The 18,386-nt window shown below is 64.7% G+C and carries 15 protein-coding genes; 3 read left to right on the top strand and 12 right to left on the bottom strand.

What is annotated here, in order from left to right:
• Window positions 1-49 precede the first annotated feature (49 nt).
• The 5 genes from AB3X95_RS12145 to AB3X95_RS12165 all read right to left on the bottom strand — a co-directional run bounded on the left by AB3X95_RS12145 (window position 50) and on the right by AB3X95_RS12165 (window position 7,025).
• Window positions 50-619 (bottom strand): hypothetical protein, encoded by a 570-nt coding sequence (locus tag AB3X95_RS12145; protein ID WP_368621434.1) that lies wholly within the window; start codon window positions 617-619, stop codon window positions 50-52.
• A 140-nt stretch (window positions 620-759) separates the two neighbouring features.
• Entirely contained in the window at window positions 760-2,190 is a 1,431-nt protein-coding gene (locus tag AB3X95_RS12150) for a cytochrome-c peroxidase (protein ID WP_368621435.1), read from the bottom strand.
• A gap of 106 nt (window positions 2,191-2,296) precedes the next feature.
• Entirely contained in the window at window positions 2,297-4,690 is a 2,394-nt protein-coding gene (locus AB3X95_RS12155) for an alkaline phosphatase family protein (protein WP_368621436.1), read from the bottom strand.
• 416 nt (window positions 4,691-5,106) lie between these two features.
• The gene (locus AB3X95_RS12160; RefSeq protein WP_368621437.1) at window positions 5,107-5,781 is read right to left on the bottom strand and encodes a glutamine cyclotransferase; all 675 of its coding nucleotides are present in this window, start codon (window positions 5,779-5,781) and stop codon (window positions 5,107-5,109) included.
• A 14-nt stretch (window positions 5,782-5,795) separates the two neighbouring features.
• On the bottom strand, window positions 5,796-7,025 hold the full coding sequence (locus AB3X95_RS12165; protein ID WP_368621438.1) for a helix-turn-helix domain-containing protein: 1,230 nt from the start codon (window positions 7,023-7,025) through the stop codon (window positions 5,796-5,798).
• Window positions 7,026-7,192: 167 nt separating this feature from the next.
• On the opposite strand from AB3X95_RS12165, the gene AB3X95_RS12170 reads away from it, so the two are divergent.
• The 3 genes from AB3X95_RS12170 to AB3X95_RS12180 all read left to right on the top strand — a co-directional run bounded on the left by AB3X95_RS12170 (window position 7,193) and on the right by AB3X95_RS12180 (window position 9,252).
• The gene (locus AB3X95_RS12170; protein WP_368621439.1) at window positions 7,193-7,954 is read left to right on the top strand and encodes a DUF899 domain-containing protein; all 762 of its coding nucleotides are present in this window, start codon (window positions 7,193-7,195) and stop codon (window positions 7,952-7,954) included.
• Window positions 7,954-8,787, top strand: coding sequence for a DUF2182 domain-containing protein (locus AB3X95_RS12175; RefSeq protein ID WP_368621492.1), 834 nt, complete (start codon window positions 7,954-7,956; stop codon window positions 8,785-8,787). Before AB3X95_RS12170 ends, AB3X95_RS12175 begins: the two co-directional genes overlap by 1 nt.
• Window positions 8,788-8,985: 198 nt before the next feature.
• The gene (locus AB3X95_RS12180; RefSeq protein ID WP_176121554.1) at window positions 8,986-9,252 is read left to right on the top strand and encodes a DUF4148 domain-containing protein; all 267 of its coding nucleotides are present in this window, start codon (window positions 8,986-8,988) and stop codon (window positions 9,250-9,252) included.
• A gap of 153 nt (window positions 9,253-9,405) precedes the next feature.
• Here the strand turns inward: AB3X95_RS12180 and AB3X95_RS12185 are convergent, their stop codons facing one another.
• The 7 genes from AB3X95_RS12185 to AB3X95_RS12215 form a co-directional block, all read right to left on the bottom strand.
• Entirely contained in the window at window positions 9,406-10,848 is a 1,443-nt protein-coding gene (locus tag AB3X95_RS12185; protein WP_018433696.1) for an aldehyde dehydrogenase family protein, read from the bottom strand.
• A gap of 39 nt (window positions 10,849-10,887) precedes the next feature.
• Entirely contained in the window at window positions 10,888-12,075 is a 1,188-nt protein-coding gene (locus tag AB3X95_RS12190; RefSeq protein WP_368621440.1) for a fumarylacetoacetate hydrolase family protein, read from the bottom strand.
• A gap of 84 nt (window positions 12,076-12,159) precedes the next feature.
• Entirely contained in the window at window positions 12,160-13,944 is a 1,785-nt protein-coding gene (locus AB3X95_RS12195) for an IlvD/Edd family dehydratase (RefSeq protein WP_176365356.1), read from the bottom strand.
• 42 nt (window positions 13,945-13,986) lie between these two features.
• A complete protein-coding gene (locus tag AB3X95_RS12200; protein WP_176121550.1) occupies window positions 13,987-15,393 on the bottom strand; it encodes an MFS transporter in 1,407 nt (468 codons plus the stop codon).
• Window positions 15,394-15,573: 180 nt separating this feature from the next.
• On the bottom strand, window positions 15,574-16,569 hold the full coding sequence (locus tag AB3X95_RS12205) for a LacI family DNA-binding transcriptional regulator (RefSeq protein WP_368621441.1): 996 nt from the start codon (window positions 16,567-16,569) through the stop codon (window positions 15,574-15,576).
• Window positions 16,570-16,725: 156 nt separating this feature from the next.
• Window positions 16,726-17,610, bottom strand: a complete 885-nt coding sequence (locus AB3X95_RS12210; RefSeq protein WP_368621442.1) for an SMP-30/gluconolactonase/LRE family protein — start codon at window positions 17,608-17,610, stop codon at window positions 16,726-16,728.
• Window positions 17,607-18,374: an SDR family NAD(P)-dependent oxidoreductase gene (locus AB3X95_RS12215; RefSeq protein ID WP_184227002.1), complete on the bottom strand. Its 768-nt coding sequence runs from the start codon at window positions 18,372-18,374 to the stop codon at window positions 17,607-17,609. The genes AB3X95_RS12210 and AB3X95_RS12215 overlap by 4 nt, the downstream gene beginning before the upstream one ends.
• Between the last annotated feature and the right edge of the window lie 12 nt (window positions 18,375-18,386).

Genomic DNA, 18,386 nt, shown 5'->3' on the forward strand with positions numbered 1-18,386 from the left:
ATCAGGTGCCGCGCGATCTAGTCGTGCACCGCGTCGTCAGACTCGGCGATCAGCGAACGAAATATTCTTCCGCCACCCAGCCGTCCTTGGTCAAGCGCACACCCTCGCGCAGTTGCATCGTGCCGGCGCCTTCGATCACGCGCTCCACCATCGGGAATACTCGCTGGAACTCGGAAGTCCTGGCAAACGGCACCGGGTCGATCTTATAGGTGTAGAGCACCGAGGTCCTGGTCTCGCCGTCGCGGGTCAGCGGCGGCTCCCAGCCCACCACCTTGTCCAGGCTCAGCGTGGCCACGCACAAGTCGGCGTCGTGCGTGACGCGCTTGGTAGCCGTCGCAACCACGACGGGCTTGTGCAGGAAGAACTTCTTCCCTTCATCGGTCAGTTCGTACTTGCGCCCCGGCGCCGACACCTTGGCGCCATCATTGTCCGTGCGCTCGACGGTCATGTCGGTGCCTTTGACCACACCGAGTTTTTCCAGCACAGGCAATTGGACTGCGTCGCGAGAGTTCGAAGTCTTGTCCTGGTCGGCCACGTAAATCGGCCAGTCGTATTTCGCGAGGCACAGGTTGCCGCGCTCACTCAGGTAGCTGCTGATGGTCTTGGTGAAGTTCTCCATGCTGGGTTCGCTGAGGTTCTGTCTGCTTTGGCAAGCGCCGAGCAGCATCAACGTGACCAGGGAAACCGCAATACCCGCGCTACGCGCTGTAGTTGAAATTCGCTTCATCGTCAAAAAACAATTGGTCCAAGGTTGAGGAATCAGTTTACGCAAGTGCCGCTGGTCGGCTGCGTTGCGGGCGGTTTGTAGCCGTCGCTCAGGATGTTCAGGAAGCAGATGAGGTCCTGCATATCGTGCTCGGTCATGATGGGCGTGCTGCCCTGCGCCCGCGGCTGGGTGCCACTGCCCAAGGTATTGCTGCCGCCGTCGCCGGTGCCCATCGGGAGTTCCTCGTCGACATTGCCCTGGAAGGCCGCCGGCAGGTCGTTGAACTTTTGCACCGTGGCGCCCGGCGCGTACTGCGGGAACAGCGCATAGCTCGGGTTTGCGATGGGCGCGCCGGTGCCCCCGGTGGCTGGGTACCAGTATTCCGGGTTGGTGTCTCGCGTGTTGTAGAAATGCACGACCTGGACCAGCGAATGCAGGACACCGTTATGGAAGAACGCGCCGCGGGTCGCCACGTTGCGCAGTGTGGGTACCTTGAACATGCCGCAGTAGGGATCGGGCGTCGCAATACCTGCCGTGCCCGGCTGATGGTCGGTCCGTAGCGGCCCGCACAGGCCCATGTCGTAGTAGGTCGGATCCTGGTTTGCCGCGATCGGCGACGGATTGTTCGGGATCGAAGTATCGTTGCGCGGCAGACCAATCGCCTGATAGGTAAAGTCCGTCATCAGGCCCTGGTTGCCGTCGAAGTTGGCTCCGGCATAGTGGCAGGCCGAGCAGTTGCCGATGGTGCCGCTGTTGAAGATCAACAGGCCGCGGGTTTCGGCCGCCGTCAACGTTCCACCGATCTTGTTGTGCACGTAGAGATCGTACTTGCTCGTGTACGGGTGGAAGCTGGTGTCTTCATGTTCATAGGCCTCGATCGCTTTGCCGACATCGGCGAAGGCGGCGTCGGGGTTGCTGAACACATCCGCGCCGAAGGCCTGCTTGAACAGGTCCACGTAAGACGCGTTCTGCACCGCCTGTACCACGGCCGCTTTCGAGGAGTTCATCTCGACCGGATTGAGGAGCGGCATTGCGACCTGGTCGGCCAGCGTTGCGGCACGGCCATCCCACATGAAGCCGCCTCCGGGCGCGTTGGAGGTGACGTTATCCGGATTCGCCGCTACATCGTTGTAAGGCGGTGTCGCGTCCTTGTAGCGCAACGATGGCACGGCGCGTGCGCCAGATTGCGTCGGATCGGAGCCCAGTTGCACGGACAGGCTGTTCGGCGGCCCATAGGCATAGGCGGGGTCATGGCAAGTCGCGCACGCCATGTTCTTGTTGCCGGACAGGTTCGAGTCGAAGAACAGTTTCTGACCGGCCTGAGCGGCAAGGCTCAATGTGCTCGCATCGGAAGAACTCGTGCTCCCCGTAGTCGCCCCTGACGTAGTATTCGGTGCTGAAGCGTCGCCGCTGCCGTTTCCACAGGCGGCCACGCTCAGCATGATGGCCACGCACGCGACCGCGCGAAAAACTGTCTTACGCATCGTATTGTTCTCTTGATCTTATAACGGACAGGGGAGCGGTCGAAACCGCTCCCCTGTGCCGCCTTATCTACCGCCTGATGGGGTAGTTTTAAGCATCACCACACGCTTACTTCAGCGACCAGATGTTTTTCTGCGTTGCGTCCGGTCCCGTCTGCGTCGTCAGCGCGGTCGTGCTGATCAGGTTGCCGCTGTTGTCCTTGACGCCCGTAATGTCCGCCGGATTCAGCTTCTGCACGTGGCCAGCCGGGATCACGTAGGCGTGGTTGATCGGACGAACGGAGTCGAAGTGCGTATCGGCGCTGCCCGTGAACTCGGGAAGGTTCGCGATGTTCTGCAGAATGAACGCTTCCGTGTACTTCGCGCGGTTCACGTACGAGGCATCGACAGCCGGATCGGCGATCTGGAACATGTCCTGCAGCGTGCGCACCAGCGAGAAGTGGCTGTAGGCGTCGCTGTCGACGATGCCCTTGGCCGCCGTACCGACGTCTTGCTGGTTGGTGATAACGCCGAAGATCGAGTTGCCGTGGCCGATGTTGCCGCTTGCGTAGCCGCTCGGCGCCGTCGACTTGGTCACAGCGCCGTTGCTGATCACCAGCGGTGCTGCACCGGAGGTCTTTCCACCTGCGTTCCAGCCACAGCAGGACGTGGACGAACCTTCACCTTCATCGAACATCACGACGATCGCAACGCGCTTCTGCGGGTTCTTCCAGAGCGCCGAGTTCCGGATCGCGGTGACGACATTGTTCAGATAGATGTCGGCCCGCGTGATGCTGGCGTTCTGACCGTTGTTGCTGTTCGCGCCGCCGTTACAGGTCTCCGTGTCCGTACCGACACCGTGCATGTCGTCGCACTGGTCGGGCACGATGAAGTTGATGTTGCCGACGTCACCCGTGGCCAGGTCGAGGCTGAACTGATCGTAGATCCACTTCGACGTGTCGTAGGTGCCTCCGTTGGCGCTCGCGTACGGAGACGTGCTCTTCCAGTCGGCTTCGTTGTACTGCGTGCCGAAGATCGTGCGGTTGTCGGCGTAGAACTCCGGCAGGCTGCGCGCGTCCTGGAAAGCGATCGACGGACCGTGCTTGACCTTGTACAGACCGCCCGGCATCGGGTAGGCCTGGCTGTCCTGGATAACCGTGCCGTCGATGGCGGTGCCGCTGTACGCCTTCGAGACGCTTTGCGCAACGCTGTCGGCGCGCGCGTCCTGACCAGGGTTCATGGATTCGCTGTAGGTACGCGCGGTCAAACCGGCCTTCGACAGCAACGTGAACAGGTTGTCGCCGGGCACGTTGTGAACCGTACCGGAGGTCGGGTTGACGCTGCACGCAGCGCCGCTGGTCGTGCTGAAACCAGCGAGGTGGGCGCTGTCCTGCGGCGGGAGCACGCCCGCAACAGGAAGCAGCTGACCGTCGGAAGCAGTGCCGCCGTTAAAGGCAACGTCCTTGATCGCATAGGCGCCAGTGGCACCGCAGCCCCACCAGTTGTCGTCGGTAATGCCGTAGTCGTCGGCGCCGCCCATCGCCGTGTAGTTCGGCTCCGACGGGTTACCGGTCGAGTAGTAGGTCGTCAGCTGGTTGTACGTGCTGAGCAGCTTGTTGATCGCCGGAGCCCGCGAGTTGTGGAGAATCGCGTCCGTCGACTTGTTCTCTTCGACGATGATGAAGACATTGTCGTAGGCCGGGATGCCCTCGATGTTGAAAGCGGCCTGCTGTGCCTGCGCGAACGTGATCCGCTGTTGGCTCTCGAGCGGCGTGACGATGTTCGCCGCGGTGGCGCTCGTCCCAACCAGACGGGGATCGCCGCCCTTGACAGCGAGGTTGTCCGGGTACATATCGCCACGATCGAGCTTCGTGGTGGCGTAGGTGTAGCGGTTGGTCAGTGCGTTGTCTTCGAACAGCACGGCGTACTGCTCGGCGCCGGACAGCGTGTTGACGTCGGCCAGGGCGTCGGTGCCGGAAACAGTCACCGCCGCGTTGTTGAACGACGGGCCCGACAGACGGGTCGACAGATTAGCCTTCTCGGTCGCGTACTTGGTGCCGTTGGCTTCGACGAGGCGCTGCACTTCGCTCGACATTGGGCTGATCACGACTTTGCCGGCGCCCTGGTCGGCGATCTGGTCGGCCGAAGCGCGCAGGATCAGGTGGCTCGCGACCTTCGCGCCCGATGCCGTGTTGGTGGCCGAGGTCGTGATGTCAGCGACGAGCGGACCAGAGGCGGTCGTGGTCAACGAGAAATGGCCGTTGGCGTCGGTTTTCGCCGAGGCTTCGCCGTTGTCGAGCACGCCGTTGCCATTGGCATCGACGAACACGGTTGCACCGGCGTAGTAGCCGGCCTTCAGGTTCGGGTTACCGGTCGCGCTGCCCGGGACGAAGGCAGCTGCGGCGACCACGCCCGAGTAGGTCGTGCTGGGGCTGTCCGAACTTCCGCCGCAAGCTGCGAGCACGCAGGCAGCGGCAACGGAAGTTAGACAAAGCGCTGGACGCATTTTGTGATGCGATGACATTTGGAGGACCCTGTGTGAATTGATTCGGCAACCGCTTCTTTTATCGGGGGCAAGACTTAGTAAAACGAGCGAATAATATGAAGGGATTGTGTAAAAAGTATGTCTGCCCACGATAAGGATTAGCGTGACAAACTGACTTGGTTCAGTTCACATCTTTTTGAAATGGCGCAATGCACGGGGAAGCAGCAAAAATACTCCCGAATCGCCTCGCGTGAGGCGAACCAATGCATAAAGGTTTGAAAAAAACGATGCCTTTTCAGGCAAAGACGCCCCTCGCAGGAAGAGGGACGACAGGCGCGACAAGAGTAACGAAAAGAAATATTTCGTTTTATTACTATCGATGAATTAAGTTATCGACGAGTACAAATAAACCAAATACCAGGACCAATAACGACGCTGGCTATTTAAGTGATGACTCACTCGCTCGCCGAATCGACTGTCATTTGCGAACCGCTATCTCGCGCGGGACGCTGCACGACACGAACGAGCCCGCTGCCGCCGCCGCCGCAGAAGAACAGATCCGCACCGTTCGATTCGAGTCCGGAGATACCCGCGCCGACAGGCATCTCGACACTCTCGAGCACCTCGCCCGTGCGCGGATCGATATGCCGCAGATCGCTCTCGTCTCCTTCCCACGTGCCATGCCATAGCTCGCCGTCGACCCAGGTAATGCCGGTCACGAAGCGATTCGATTCGATCGTGCGCAACACCGCGCCAGTGTCCGGATCGACCTGATAGATTTTCCGTTCGGGATACTGACCGACCCACAGCGAACCCTCGGCCCAAGTCAGCCCGGAGTGCCCGCCGTCGCCGGGCGCCGCGATCGTCGACAGCACGCGCCCGCTCTGCGGATCGATCTTCTGGATGCGGCCATTCGCGATCTGGAACAGGTGCTCGCCGTCGAAGGCCGTGCCCGCGTCGGCGGGAACCGCGATCGAGCGCAGCGTCTCGCCGCTCGCCGGATCGAACGCGTCGAGTCGTTCGCCGGTCGCGATCCACACCTGCCGGCCGTCGTAAGTGACTCCGTGCACTTTATCGACGCCCGTAAAGGGCCCATATTCGCGGACGATTCTGGCGGCAGAGTGGTTCATGATGACCATCCTAATCACGAAGGGAACGGGGAAGGGAGTAACAAAGCCGTCGCGAATCCGGCGAGCGGCGGCGTCATCCAGCGGCGCGCGCGCCCCTCGCCCACCGGCTGCACTTTGCCGGCCGCGGCGAGCGTGTCGAGTGAGCGCTGCACGGTGCGCTGACTCGCGCCGAGCACGAGGGCAAGCGCGGAACTCGACCACGATTCGCCATCCGCTAGAAACGCGAGCAGCGCCGCATGCTCGCCTTCGACTGGCGGCGCCAGCACGACGACTTCGCGCGCTTGCCGCGGGGCGAGCGCGAAGCCGCGCGTCGTCGCGCTGACGCTCGCGAGCGTGCCGAGCGCCGCGCGCAGTCGGCCAATCTCGACGCGCAGCCGCGCGCGATGCGATTCGTCGGCGCGTTTGGCGCGGAACGCGCGTGCGACGAGCGCGTCGCGCGGCACGTCGTCGGGCCATGCCTCGCCGAGCATGCGAGCAAGCGCGAACAACACCGGTCGGCTCGCCAGCGCAATCGCCGCGTTGGCGTCGCGGATCGCGTAGCGGCAAGCATCGACGATGAGCGGACCGCCCGCCTGGTTCGAGGTCAGCAGCTTCTCGATTTCATCGAGCAGGATCGGTTCTTCTTCGCCACGCGCGATGATGCGCGCCGCCGGCTCGCTCAGTGCGGCCGAAGCGCTTTCGACTTCCGCGATCAACGCCGGAATGCCGGCCTCGCGTGCCGCGCGTGCGGCCCGCGCCAGCGCGGCACGGGCGGCGCCGCTGCGCAAACGCCGCAGCGCGACCCCCGCGACCACCAGCTCATGCGCGGCACGCAACGCGGGCGGAAACGGCCGGGGATCGAGCGCGGCAAGCTTGCGCTCCGCTTCGTCGAGACGGCCGATCAGCAGCAGACGCCGCGCCGCCAGATACCGCGCATGCGCGGCATTGACGCGATCGCCGTGCGCGTCGAGCGTGGCGGTCGCGGCATCGAGTGTTCTGGCGGGCCATACGAGATCGCGCGACGCGAACGCGATCTCCGCTTCGGCGACCACGCAGCGCGCACGCGCGACCGCATGCTGCGCGCCGAACGCGCGCGCGGCGCCGCGCACCAGCGCCCTTGCGCGCACGAAATCGCCGAGCTGAGCCATCGCAATGCCGCGCAGCGCGAGCGCCGGCGCGTCGTCGCGCAACGCGACGCGGTCGAGCGCGCCGAGCGGATCGCCGGCCGCGAGCGCGCGCGCCGCCGCCGCAATCAGCGCGTCCACGGGGTGCGAGTCCGCGCGTAGCACGTCAATGCATCAAGCGAATCCCGCCACACTTGTCACTCCCATCCGATCGATGCCCGGTTCTAATCTAGCACGACCATCAACCGTCACCGACGCCTTCGGGCAAGAGCTCGCGCGGCGCGGCACGACCCACGGAGGAACCCACGATGACCATGCATCCGGTCGGAACACGCGAACAGTGGCTCGACGCGCGCCGCGCGCTGCTCGACGCGGAAAAAGCCCACACGCGACACGGCGACGAGCTCGCGCGGCAACGCCAGGCGCTGCCGTGGGTGAAGGTCGATAAGGCCTACCGCTTCGATACCGACGAAGGCAGCGCGTCGCTCGCCGAGCTGTTCAGCGGACGTTCGCAGCTGCTCGTCTACCACTTCATGTTCGGGCCCGACTATAAGGCGGGCTGCCCGTCGTGCTCGTCGATCGCGGACGGCTTCGGCGGCTTCGCCGTGCATCTCGCGCATCACGACGTGATGCTGATGGCGGTGTCGCGCGCGCCGCTCGAGAAGTTGCAGGCGTATAAGCGGCGCATGGGCTGGACGTTTCCATGGGCGTCGTCGGCAAGCGGCGATTTCAATTTCGACTTCAATGTCTCGTTCACCGAAGCACAGCAGCGCGCCGGCGATATCGAATACAACTACGCACGCAACAGTCACGCGATGGACGTGAGTCCCGCGCCCGAACCCGTCGCGCAATTCGCGGCGACCTGCGGCACCGACGCGGCCACCTATTCGCGCGACCGGCCCGGCATGAGCGCGTTCGTGCTCGAAGACGGCGTCGTCTATCACACGTATTCGACCTACGCGCGCGGCGTCGATGCGCTGTGGGGCATGTACCAGTGGCTCGATCGCGCGCCGAAGGGACGCAACGAGACCGGCATCTGGTGGCGCCGTCACGACGAGTACGAGCGGTGATGGGCCCGCTCGTGCGCGCTGCCTGCGCGAGCGGGCAGCACTTCTCCACGTGGCGCGCGATGCGCTTATCGCAGCGCGTGTTCGTCGGCGTCTGCGCGTTGGTGTTCATCGCGAGCGTCGCGGCGACGCTGGCGCACAACGCGTCGATGTCGGCGATGGGCGCGCTGCCGATGCCAGGCGGCTGGTCGATGTCGACGCTGTGGATGCCGACCTGCGGGCGCACGTGGGCCCGCACCGCGGCGTCGTTCATCGGCATGTGGATCGTGATGATGGCGGCGATGATGCTGCCGTCGTTGATGCCGATGCTGCTGCGCTATCGCGACGCGGTCGGCGCGCGGGCGAGCGCGGGGCGACTGGCGCTGCTGACGGTGCTGGTGAGCGGCGCGTATGCCGTCGTATGGACTGCGCTCGGCGTGGCGGTGTTTGCGCTCGGTGCGTCGCTCGCGACGCTCGAGTTGCGGTGGCTAGCTCTCGCTCGTTCGGTGCCGTTGGCGGCCGGCGTGGTCGTCCTGCTCGCCGGCGTATTGCAGTTCAGCACGTGGAAAGCCCGCCGCCTCGCCTGCTGTCGCGCGATACCGAGCCTCGCCGCCGACGCGGCAAGCGCGTGGCGCTACGGGCTGCGCATCGGGGTGGATTGTGCCGGTTGCTGCGCCGGGTTGACGGCGATCCTGCTGGTCGCCGGCATGATGGATTTGCGCTTGATGGCTGCCGTGACGGCCGCCATCACCGCCGAGCGAGTGGCGCCGGACGGCGCGCGCGTCGCACGGGCGATCGGCGCCATAGCCATCGGCGTCGCTGGCTGGCTGCTTGTCCAAGCCGTGTCAGCCGGCTGATACACGCGCCCGATCCACCGTCGATCGCTTCGCAAATCGATGCTCGACAGCCTTGCCGCCCCAATATTGTTTTAGTTATGGAAACAGTGAGTTCAGGAATTAGGTATTTACCCTAGTTCCGACTCCCCCTAGACTGTCATCACTGCTGCAAACAAACGGTTTCGCAGCCTAACAAGACAAAACCTGGAGGTAGTAAAAATGAAATCGCTCGTTCAAGCTGTCGTTATCGCCGCTACCCTCGCTGCTCCGGTTGCTGTTTTCGCTCAATCGAACCAGCCGCTGACCCGCGCGCAAGTTCGTGAAGAGCTGGTTCAGATCGAAAAGGCCGGCTACAACCCTTCGCGTTCGAACCCGAACGAATATCCGTCGAACATTCAGGCTGCCGAAGCCCGCGTCGCGGCGCAAAACAGCGCGGTCGGCGGCGTGACCAGCGGTTCGTCGCAACAGGGCCGCGCAGCGCAGTAAGCCGCGTTCCCGGTTGGAAAGTTGCCGTTGATGTAGCTGTACCTGCCGGAGCGCTTTGCCATAGCGCTCTTGCAGCTTCCCCTGCTGGCCCGCCATCGCGATTGAATGCAATGGCGGGCCAGTTCCGTTTTGGGAAGCCCTGCTAGTGTCGCGTCAGACCGCACCCGGGTTGATATACGCGGTCTTCACCGACGTATAGAACTCGCGGGCGTACGCGCCCTGCTCGCGCGGACCATAGCTCGATCCCTTCCTGCCGCCGAACGGCACGTGATAATCGACCCCCGCCGTCGCGGTGTTGACCATCACCATGCCCGCCTGCACATGGCGGCGGAAATGACTCGCGTACTTCAGCGACGTCGTGCAGATGCCGGCCGACAGACCGAACTCGGTGTCGTTAGCGACCGCGAGCGCTTCCTGGTAGTCCTTGACCTTGATCACCGACGCGACCGGCCCGAACACCTCTTCGCGGTTGATGCGCATCGCCGAGGTCGTCTCCGTGACCAGCGCCGGCGCGAGGAAGTTGCCCGGCGTCACGCCTTGGACGCGCTCGCCGCCGAACACCGTGCCACCCTCTTCGCGCGCGATCGCCAGATAGCGCTCGTCCTGCTCCAGTTGCTTGTCGTCGACGACAGGGCCGATCTGCGTGCCGTCCGCGAGCGCATCGCCGACCTTCAGTGCGCGCATGCGCGCCTTCATGCCGTCGATGAAGCGGTCGTAGATCCCCGCGGTGACGATCAGCCGGCTCGATGCCGTGCAACGCTGGCCCGTCGAGTAGAACGCGCCGTTGATGCAGGCTTCGACCGCGACATCGAGATCGGCGTCGTCGAGCACGACCATCGGATTCTTGCCGCCCATTTCGAGCTGGAATTTCTTGCCCGACTCGAAGCACTTCGCGCCGATCGCGCGGCCCGTCGAGACGGAACCGGTAAAGCTGATCGCATCCACGTGCGGCGACGACACCAGCGCCTCGCCGACCACCGAGCCGCGGCCCATCACGAGGTTGATCACGCCCGCCGGCGCGCCAGCCTCGGCGATGATCTTGACCAGCTCCCACGTGCTGCCCGGCACCAGATCGGCCGGCTTGATGACGACCGTATTGCCGTACGCGAGCGCCGGCGCGATCTTCCACGCCGGAATCGCGATCGGAAAGTTCCATGGCGTAATCAGGCCGACCACGCCAACCGGTTCGCGCGTCATTTCGACCGTCATGCCCGGCCGCACCGACGGCACGATTTCGCCGCCGACGCGCAGCGCTTCGCCCGCGAAGAACTTGAAGATCTGGCCGGCTCGGCCCACTTCTCCGATCGCCTCGGGCAGCGTCTTGCCCTCTTCACGCGCGAGCAGCTTGCCGAGCTCTGCCTTGCGCGCGAGGATCGCGCTGCCCGCCTGGTCGAGCACGTCGAAGCGCTGCTGCGGCGTGGACAGCGACCACGTCGCGAAAGCCTTGCGCGCGGCGCTGATCGCGCGGTGCGTCTGCTCGGCGTCGGCTTGCGCGAATTCGCCGATCACGTCGTCGAGATTCGACGGATTGACGTTGCGCGATACGCTCGCGCCGTCGACCCACTGTCCGTCGATGTAGTTTGCAAATTGACTCATGTCCTGATTCTCCTTTCGAAAATTGCAGCGACGATCCAGTTATTCAGCAACCAGCAGGCCACGAGCCGCGAGGTTGCGATAAAGCGCGCGCACGCCGAACGTCCACGGTTCGATTTCGGTGGACAGGCGCACCGTGTTGGTCAGCGCGCCGAGCTGCGGCGTCGAAATCGTCACGCGGTCGCCGAGGTGATGCGTGAAACCGGCGCCGGGCGCGTCGCGGTCCTTGATCGGCGAGAACATCGTGCCGAGGAACAGCATAAAGCCGTCCGGGTACTGATGGTGACGGCCGCAGGTCTGCGCGACGAGGTCGGCCGGATCGCGGCTGATCTCGCTCATATGGCTCACGCCGTCGAGCACGAAGTCGTCGTCGGTGCCTTCGACGCGCAGCGACACGCTCGCGCTGCGCACCGAGTCGAGCGAGAAGGTGTCGTCGAACAGCCGCACGAACGGGCCGATCGCGCACGAGCCGTTGTTGTCCTTGCACTTGCCGAGCAACAGCGCCGAGCGCCCTTCGATGTCGCGCAGGTTCACGTCGTTGCCCAGCGTCGCGCCGACGATGTTGCCGCGGCTATTCACCGCGAGCACGATCTCCGGCTCCGGGTTGTTCCACACCGACGCGGCGAGCAGACCGACGTCCGCGCCGAAGCCGACCGCCGACATCGGCTGCGATTTCGAAAATACTTCGGCGTCCGGACCGATGCCGACTTCCATGTATTGCGACCACGCATCGCGACGCTCGAGCTCGGCCTTCAGCTTCATCGCGGCCTCCGAGCCCGGCTTGATCTTCGACAGATCGGTGCCGATCGTCGATGCGATCGTCTCGCGCACTTCCTTCGCCTTCGCCGGATCGCCGCCGGCCTGCTCCTCGATCACGCGCTCGATCAGGCTCACCGCGAACGTGACGCCGCAGGCCTTGATCGCCTGCACGTCGCACGGCGCGAGCAGGCGCACGGCGGGGGTGCTCGCGCCCGGCAGGTTTGCGTCAATCAGTTGCGCGACCGGCCCGAGCGGCGCGCCCGGCGCGCTGCGCGCAAATTGCGCGGCATCGTCGCGTTCGAATAGATCGGCGGTGGTCGGCACGCTTGCGGTGATGTCGAACACCTCGCCGCCGCGCACGACGACCACGCACGGTCCTTCATGCTGCTCGGTCTTGCGCCACACGCGGCCGATCAGCAGCGCGTCGTTCAGATCGCCGGGAAGAAAGCTGGAGGAGGAAGTTGCGGACATGGGATGGGCTCTTTCGAATAAGTGGGGAAACGGGCAAGGCCGGGCGTCGCGTTGCGTGCGAAGCCCGGCCTTGTCACCTGCATATCAATGCGAATGCCGCGGGTTGCCGCGCTCGGCAATCACCTTCAGATAAAGCGTCGCCGGTTCCAGACAGCCGCCGGTCGAAAGCTGGCCGACCGTCTTGCGGTACAGCTCCTGCCACGGCGTTTGGGCGGCCGGAATCTCGAACTTCACTGTTTCGCGGCGTCGCGCGAGTTCGGCTTCGTCGACCAGTACGTTGACGCTGCGCGAATTCAGATCGACACGGATGCGGTCATTCGTGCGCAACAGCGCGAGGCCGCCGCCCACCGCCGCTTCCGGCGACATGTTCAGAATCGACGGGCTCGCGGACGTGCCGCTCTGCCGGCCGTCGCCCAGTGTGGGCAGCGACGTGATGCCCTGGCGCACGAGCGCCGCCGGCGGCGCCATGTTGACGACCTCGGCACTGCCCGGATAGCCGACCGTGCCGGTGCCGCGAATGACGAGAATGCAATGCTCGTCGATTTCGAGGGCCGGGTCGTTGATGCGCGCGTGATAGTCCTCGGGGCCGTCGAACACGATCGCGCGTGCTTCGAAGGTGTTCTCCGCACCCGGCTCGCTCAGATAGGTCTTGCGGAACGCATCGCCGACCACCGACATCTTCATGATCGCGCTGTCGAAGAAGTTGCCCGACAGCACCATGAAGCCCGCGCCGTGCTTCAGCGGATCGTCGGTCGTCTTGATCACCTCGCGATCCGGCGTCGGCGCGGCGGCCGCGATTTCGCCCATCGTGCGGCCCGACACCGTCAGACATTCCTCGTGCACGAGGCCGGCTTTCGCGAGCTCGTGCATCACGGCCGGCACGCCGCCCGCGCGATGGAAGCTCTCGCCGAGATACTCGCCCGCGGGCATGCAGTTGACGATCAGCGGCACCTGCTCGCCGACGCGCTGCCAGTCGTCGAGACTCAGCTCGACGCCCATGTGCCGCGCGATCGCGATCAGATGCGGCGGGCAGTTGGTCGACGCGCCGAGCGCCGATGCGACGACGATCGCGTTTTCGAACGCTTCTTTCGTCATGATCTTCGACGGCCGCACGTCCTCGCGCACCAGATCGACGATGCGCTTGCCGGTCGCGTAGGCCATCTGGCCGCGCTCGCGATATGCGGCCGGAATGCTCGCGCAGCCGGGCAGCGACATGCCGAGCGCTTCGGCGAGGCTATTCATCGACAGCGCGGTGCCCATCGTGTTGCAGTGACCGATCGACGGCGAGGATGCGGTGGTCAGCTCCATGAAGCCTTCGTAGTCGATCTCGCCGGCCGCGAGCAGATTGCGCGCATGCCAGATCACGGTGCCCGAGCCGACGCGCTTGCCGTTGTGCCAGCCGTCGAGCATCGGGCCGCCGGACAGCACGATCGCCGGCATGTCGACGGTGGCCGCGGCCATCAGGCACGCGGGCGTGGTCTTGTCGCAGCCGGTGGTCAGCACCACGCCGTCGAGCGGGAAGCCGTGCAGGATTTCGACGAGACCCAGATACGCGAGATTGCGGTCCAGCGCGGCGGTCGGCCGGCGGCTCTGCTCGGCGAGCGGATGCACCGGAAACTCCATCGGAATGCCACCCGCGTCGCGAATGCCGGCTTTCGTGCGCGCCGCCAGTTCGATGTGATGCCGGTTGCAGGGCGCGAGATCGCTGCCCGTCTGCGCGATGCCGATGATCGGCCGGCCCGACTGCAGCTCTTCGCGCGTCAGACCGTAGTTCATGAATCGCTCGACGTACAGTGCCGTCATATCCGCATGCGAGGGATCGTCGAACCATTCCTGGCTGCGCAGTCGGCGCGGGGTGGATGCTGACATGATGCGTGTCTCTCTGTCTGGGTGAGGGTTGCTGATACGCGCTTATGCGTGCTCTGCGTGTTTCCGTGCCCGCGCCGTCTCGCGGCCAGGCGGGCTGTCTTCGTTCGACGTGGTCCGCGTCAGCATCGTGCGCGGCACGAGCAGGATCAGCACGCAGCTGACCAGCAGACACGCACCGAGTGCGTAGGTGCCGTTGTTGATGTCGCCGGTCAGGTTTTTGGCCACGGCGGTGATCATCGAACCAGTAAATCCGGACAGATTGCCGATCGCGTTGATCATCGCGATGCCGGCCGCCGCCGCGGCGCCCGACAGCAACTGTCCCGGGAACGTCCAGTAAATCGGCATCAATGCGAGGATGCCGGCGGTGGCGATCGTCAGAAACGTGATCGCCCACACCACATGATGCGCCAAAGCTGCGCTCATGATCAGACCGACTCCGCCGATCAGCGCCGGAATCGCCGCATGCAGGCGCCGCTCGCCGGTTTTCTTCGAATGCGCGGCGTTCGCGAGCGTCGCGACGATCGCCACGCCGTAGGGGATCGCGGTCAACAGGCCGATATGCAGCGGGTCCTGCACGCCGGTCGCCTTGATGATCGACGGCAGCCAGAACGCGAGGCCGTAGAAGCCGGTATTGAAGGTGAGCAAGATCGCGACCAGCAGCCAGACGCGCGGATCGCGCACCGCCGAGCCGAAGCGCGCGGTCTTGTGCGCGCTTTCGCGCTGCAGATTCGCCGCCAGCAGGCTCTTTTCCTGGGGCGTGAGCCAGCGGGCGCGGTCGATGCCGTCGTCGAGCGAAAAGTACACGACGAACGCGGTCAGCAGCGACGGCACGCCCTCGATCAGCAGCATCCATTGCCAGCCCTGATAGCCGAGCAGGCCCGCCGTATGTTCCATCAGCCAGCCCGACACGACGCCGCCGAGCATCAGACTGACCGGCATCGCGATCAGAAAGCCGGACATCACGCGGCTTTGGCGCTGCGCGGGAAACCAGAAGTTCAGATACAGAATCACGCCGGGAAAGAAGCCGGCCTCGCAGAGCCCGAGCAGGAAGCGCAGGATGTAGAACATCGTCGCGGTTTCGACGTGCGCGATCTGCGCGAGCGGCGCGACGAACGCGAGCGCCATCGACACGAGCCCCCACGTGAACATGATCCGTGCGATCCAGAAACGCGCGCCGTAGCGATGCAGGAACACGTTGCTGGGCACTTCGAAGATGAAATAGCCCCAGAAAAACACGCTCGCGCCGATCGCGTACATCGTGTCGGACAGGCCGAGATCGTCGAGCATCTGCAGCTTCGCGAAGCCGACGTTCACGCGATCCAGATACGCAACCACATAGCACAGCAACAGTATCGGCAGCAGCCGGCGTACGACCTTGCGATAGGTCCTTTCCTCGAACTCGTCGACGCGCGCGGTGGGCGCGGCGATGGCGGACGGTACAGCGGTCATTCGTTTCTCCATCAGCGTGTTTTTGTTGGCAAATGCCGTTGCCGGCAAAGTTACCGGTAACATTTCTGGCTGTGGATGTTACGCCCGGCTTACCGTCCGGACAACCAAGGGATATCCCTGATCTGTCTGATTAAGGGTAGTTCGACGCGTTCGCGGCTTGCGAATTCAGCGACGCGCCCATTAGGCGCTATCGCGCGCAATCACCGCGAAATCGATCTTCACCGCTTTCCTGCGATGCACGCCGCCGGCTTCACGGTCAGCGAGCGCCGCGAGCAGCGTCTCGCCGGCGCGCAGGCCGATGCCGTAAGCATCGACCGATACCGTCGTGATGCTCGGCTGACAGCACCACGACACCTCGAAGTTGCCGAAACCGGCAACCGCGATGTCGCCCGGCACCGACAGCCCGCGCCGATGGCACTCCATGATCGCGCCGAACGCCGACATGTCGCTCACGCACATCACGGCCTCGGTATCGGGCCACGTGTCCAGCAATGCGCTGATCGCCGGCGCGCCGTGGCTCATCGTGATCGGCGAATCGCCAAGCCGGATCACGCGCGGCTCGCCGAGGCCCAGCGCCTTGACTTCGGCGACGTAGCCGCGCATCCGGTCGTGCCCGCGCCGGTCGCGCTCGCTGGCGCCCGCGATAAAGCCGATCCGCCGATAACCGCGCTCGTGCAGATGGCGGACCATCGCGCGCGCCGCCGCCGAGTTCGAAAAGCCGACGACCGTATCGATCGGATCGCTGGGCAAATCCCACATTTCGACGACCGGGATACCGGCGCGCTTCAGCAGCATGCGCGTCGCCTCGGTGTGCCGGCCGCCCGTCAATGCGACGCAGCGCGGCTGGTGGCGCAGCATCGAGCGCACCAGCAGTTCCTCCTGCTCCAGCAGGTAGTCCGTATCGCCGAGCAACAGTTGCAGACCGTGCGGATTCAGTGCGGCATTCAGGCCGCGCACGGTGTCGGAGAAGTTCGAGCTGGACAGCGACGGCACCAGCACCGCGACGAACTCCGAGCGTCCCGACGACAGCGCGCCCGCCGCCGCATCGGCGACGTAACCGAGTTCGTCGATGACCTTTTGCACGCGTTCGCGGGTCGCTTGCGACACGTTGCGGCCCGCGAGCACGCGCGACACGGTCATCTTCGAGACGCCCGCACGTTCGGCAACATCGGACATGCGGGGCGGGACTGGCGGCCTGGACGTCATGATAGGAATCGGGGCGAATGCGCGGAAGTCATGGAACGCACATGATAGCGGGCCGCTCCTTGCGGAGCGACCAGGCAACGTCAGGGTTTCGTATTGCGGCTTGTCCTGTCGCTGTGTTTTGTCGTTTCAACGCTCGAAGCCCACCGTGCAGCGAGCATGAACCTGTCCCGCCACTGGTGCCCGGAACGAGAACAGCCCGCCCGCCTGCGGCTGATGCTGGCGCTCGACGGCAGTCAGCCCCTTCCATGCGGTCGTCACATAGACGGTTTGCAGATCGTCGCCGCCGAACGCGAGCTTCGTCACGTTCGCGCACGGCAACGGCACCTGATCGACCAGTTCGCCCGCCGGTGAATAACGCTCGATCCGCCAGCCGCCGAACAGCGCGATCCACACGAAGCCGTCGGCATCGACGGCCATGCCGTCGGGATGGCCGTCGCCCGAGATCGCGGCGAAGATGCGCTTGCCCGACAGCGTGCCGTCCGCGGCGACGTCGAACGCATAGACCACGCGCCGCATCGTGTCGTTGTGATACAGCGTGCGCCCGTCCGGGCTCATCGCCGGGCCGTTCGTGATCACGTAGTCATCGTCCTGCGCGATCGCCGCGCCTTGCTCGTTCACGCGATACAGCGTGCCGCTCGGCGCCTCTTCGGCATCGTCCATAGAGCCGAACCACAAGCGCCCTTGGGCATCGACGAAACCGTCGTTCAGGCGGTTGCCCGGCAGATGCGGTTCGACGTCGACGAGCTTGCTGAACTCCCCGCTCGCCGGATCGAAGCGATGCAGGCCGCCTGGCAGCCCGCACACGAACGTGCCGTTAGCGAGCGGCGCCAGAAAACCGGGCTGGTCGGGCGCCTGCCAGGACCGCTGCTCGCCGCTCGCGACGCACAGCCGATGAATCCGGCGCCCCTTGATATCGACGAAATACACGGCGTTCTCGGGGGCCTGCCACAGCGGCCCTTCAGCCAGTTCGGCGCCGACCGCCCATACGCACACAGGTACCTGCATGCTCATTCTCCGTACCACCCTGCGTCGACGAAGTAATCACGGCCGGAGCAGCGCGACGCGTCGTCGGACGCGAGGAACAACGCCATGCGCGCGACGTGCTCGGGTTCGATGCGCAGTTGCAGACACTGACTCGCGACGACCTTTGCTTCGCTCTCCGCCGATTGCCACAGCTGCATTTGCCGCGGCGTCTTCACCGCACCCGGAATGATGCAGTTCACGCGGATGCCCGCGCCGCCCAGATCGCGCGCGAGACCCCGCGTGAGCCCTTCGATGCCCGCCTTGGCCGTCATATAGATCGCGAGGTTCGGCAGCGCGACATGCCAGGACACCGAGCCCAGATTCAGGATCACGCCGCGCCCCGCGCGACGCATGCCGTTCGCGGCGGCTTGCGCGCAGAAGAACTGGTGGCGCAGATTCACCGCGATACGGTCGTCCCAGTAGCTCGCGGTGAGCTCGCCGATTTCGTGCCGGTCGTCGTTGCCGGCATTGTTGACGAGCACGTCGATCGGACCTGCCGCTTCGACGATGGCCGCAAACGTGCTTTCGATTGCATCGACATTTTTCAGATCGCAGCGGCGGAACAGCGGTTGATGCTTCGCGTGGCGAAGCGTTTCCTGCAGCGCGAGCGAATCGTGCTCGGCGACGTCGAGGAAGAACACGCGTGCGCCTTGCTGCGCGAAGGCCTCGACGATCGCGGCGCCGATCCCGCTGCCGCCGCCGGTTACGACGATGGTTTTGTCCGCCAGGCTTGGATAGGTTGCGTACGACATCAGATTTTCCAC

This window comes from Paraburkholderia sp. BR13444 (genome assembly GCF_040948755.1).
GTDB lineage: Bacteria > Pseudomonadota > Gammaproteobacteria > Burkholderiales > Burkholderiaceae > Paraburkholderia > Paraburkholderia youngii.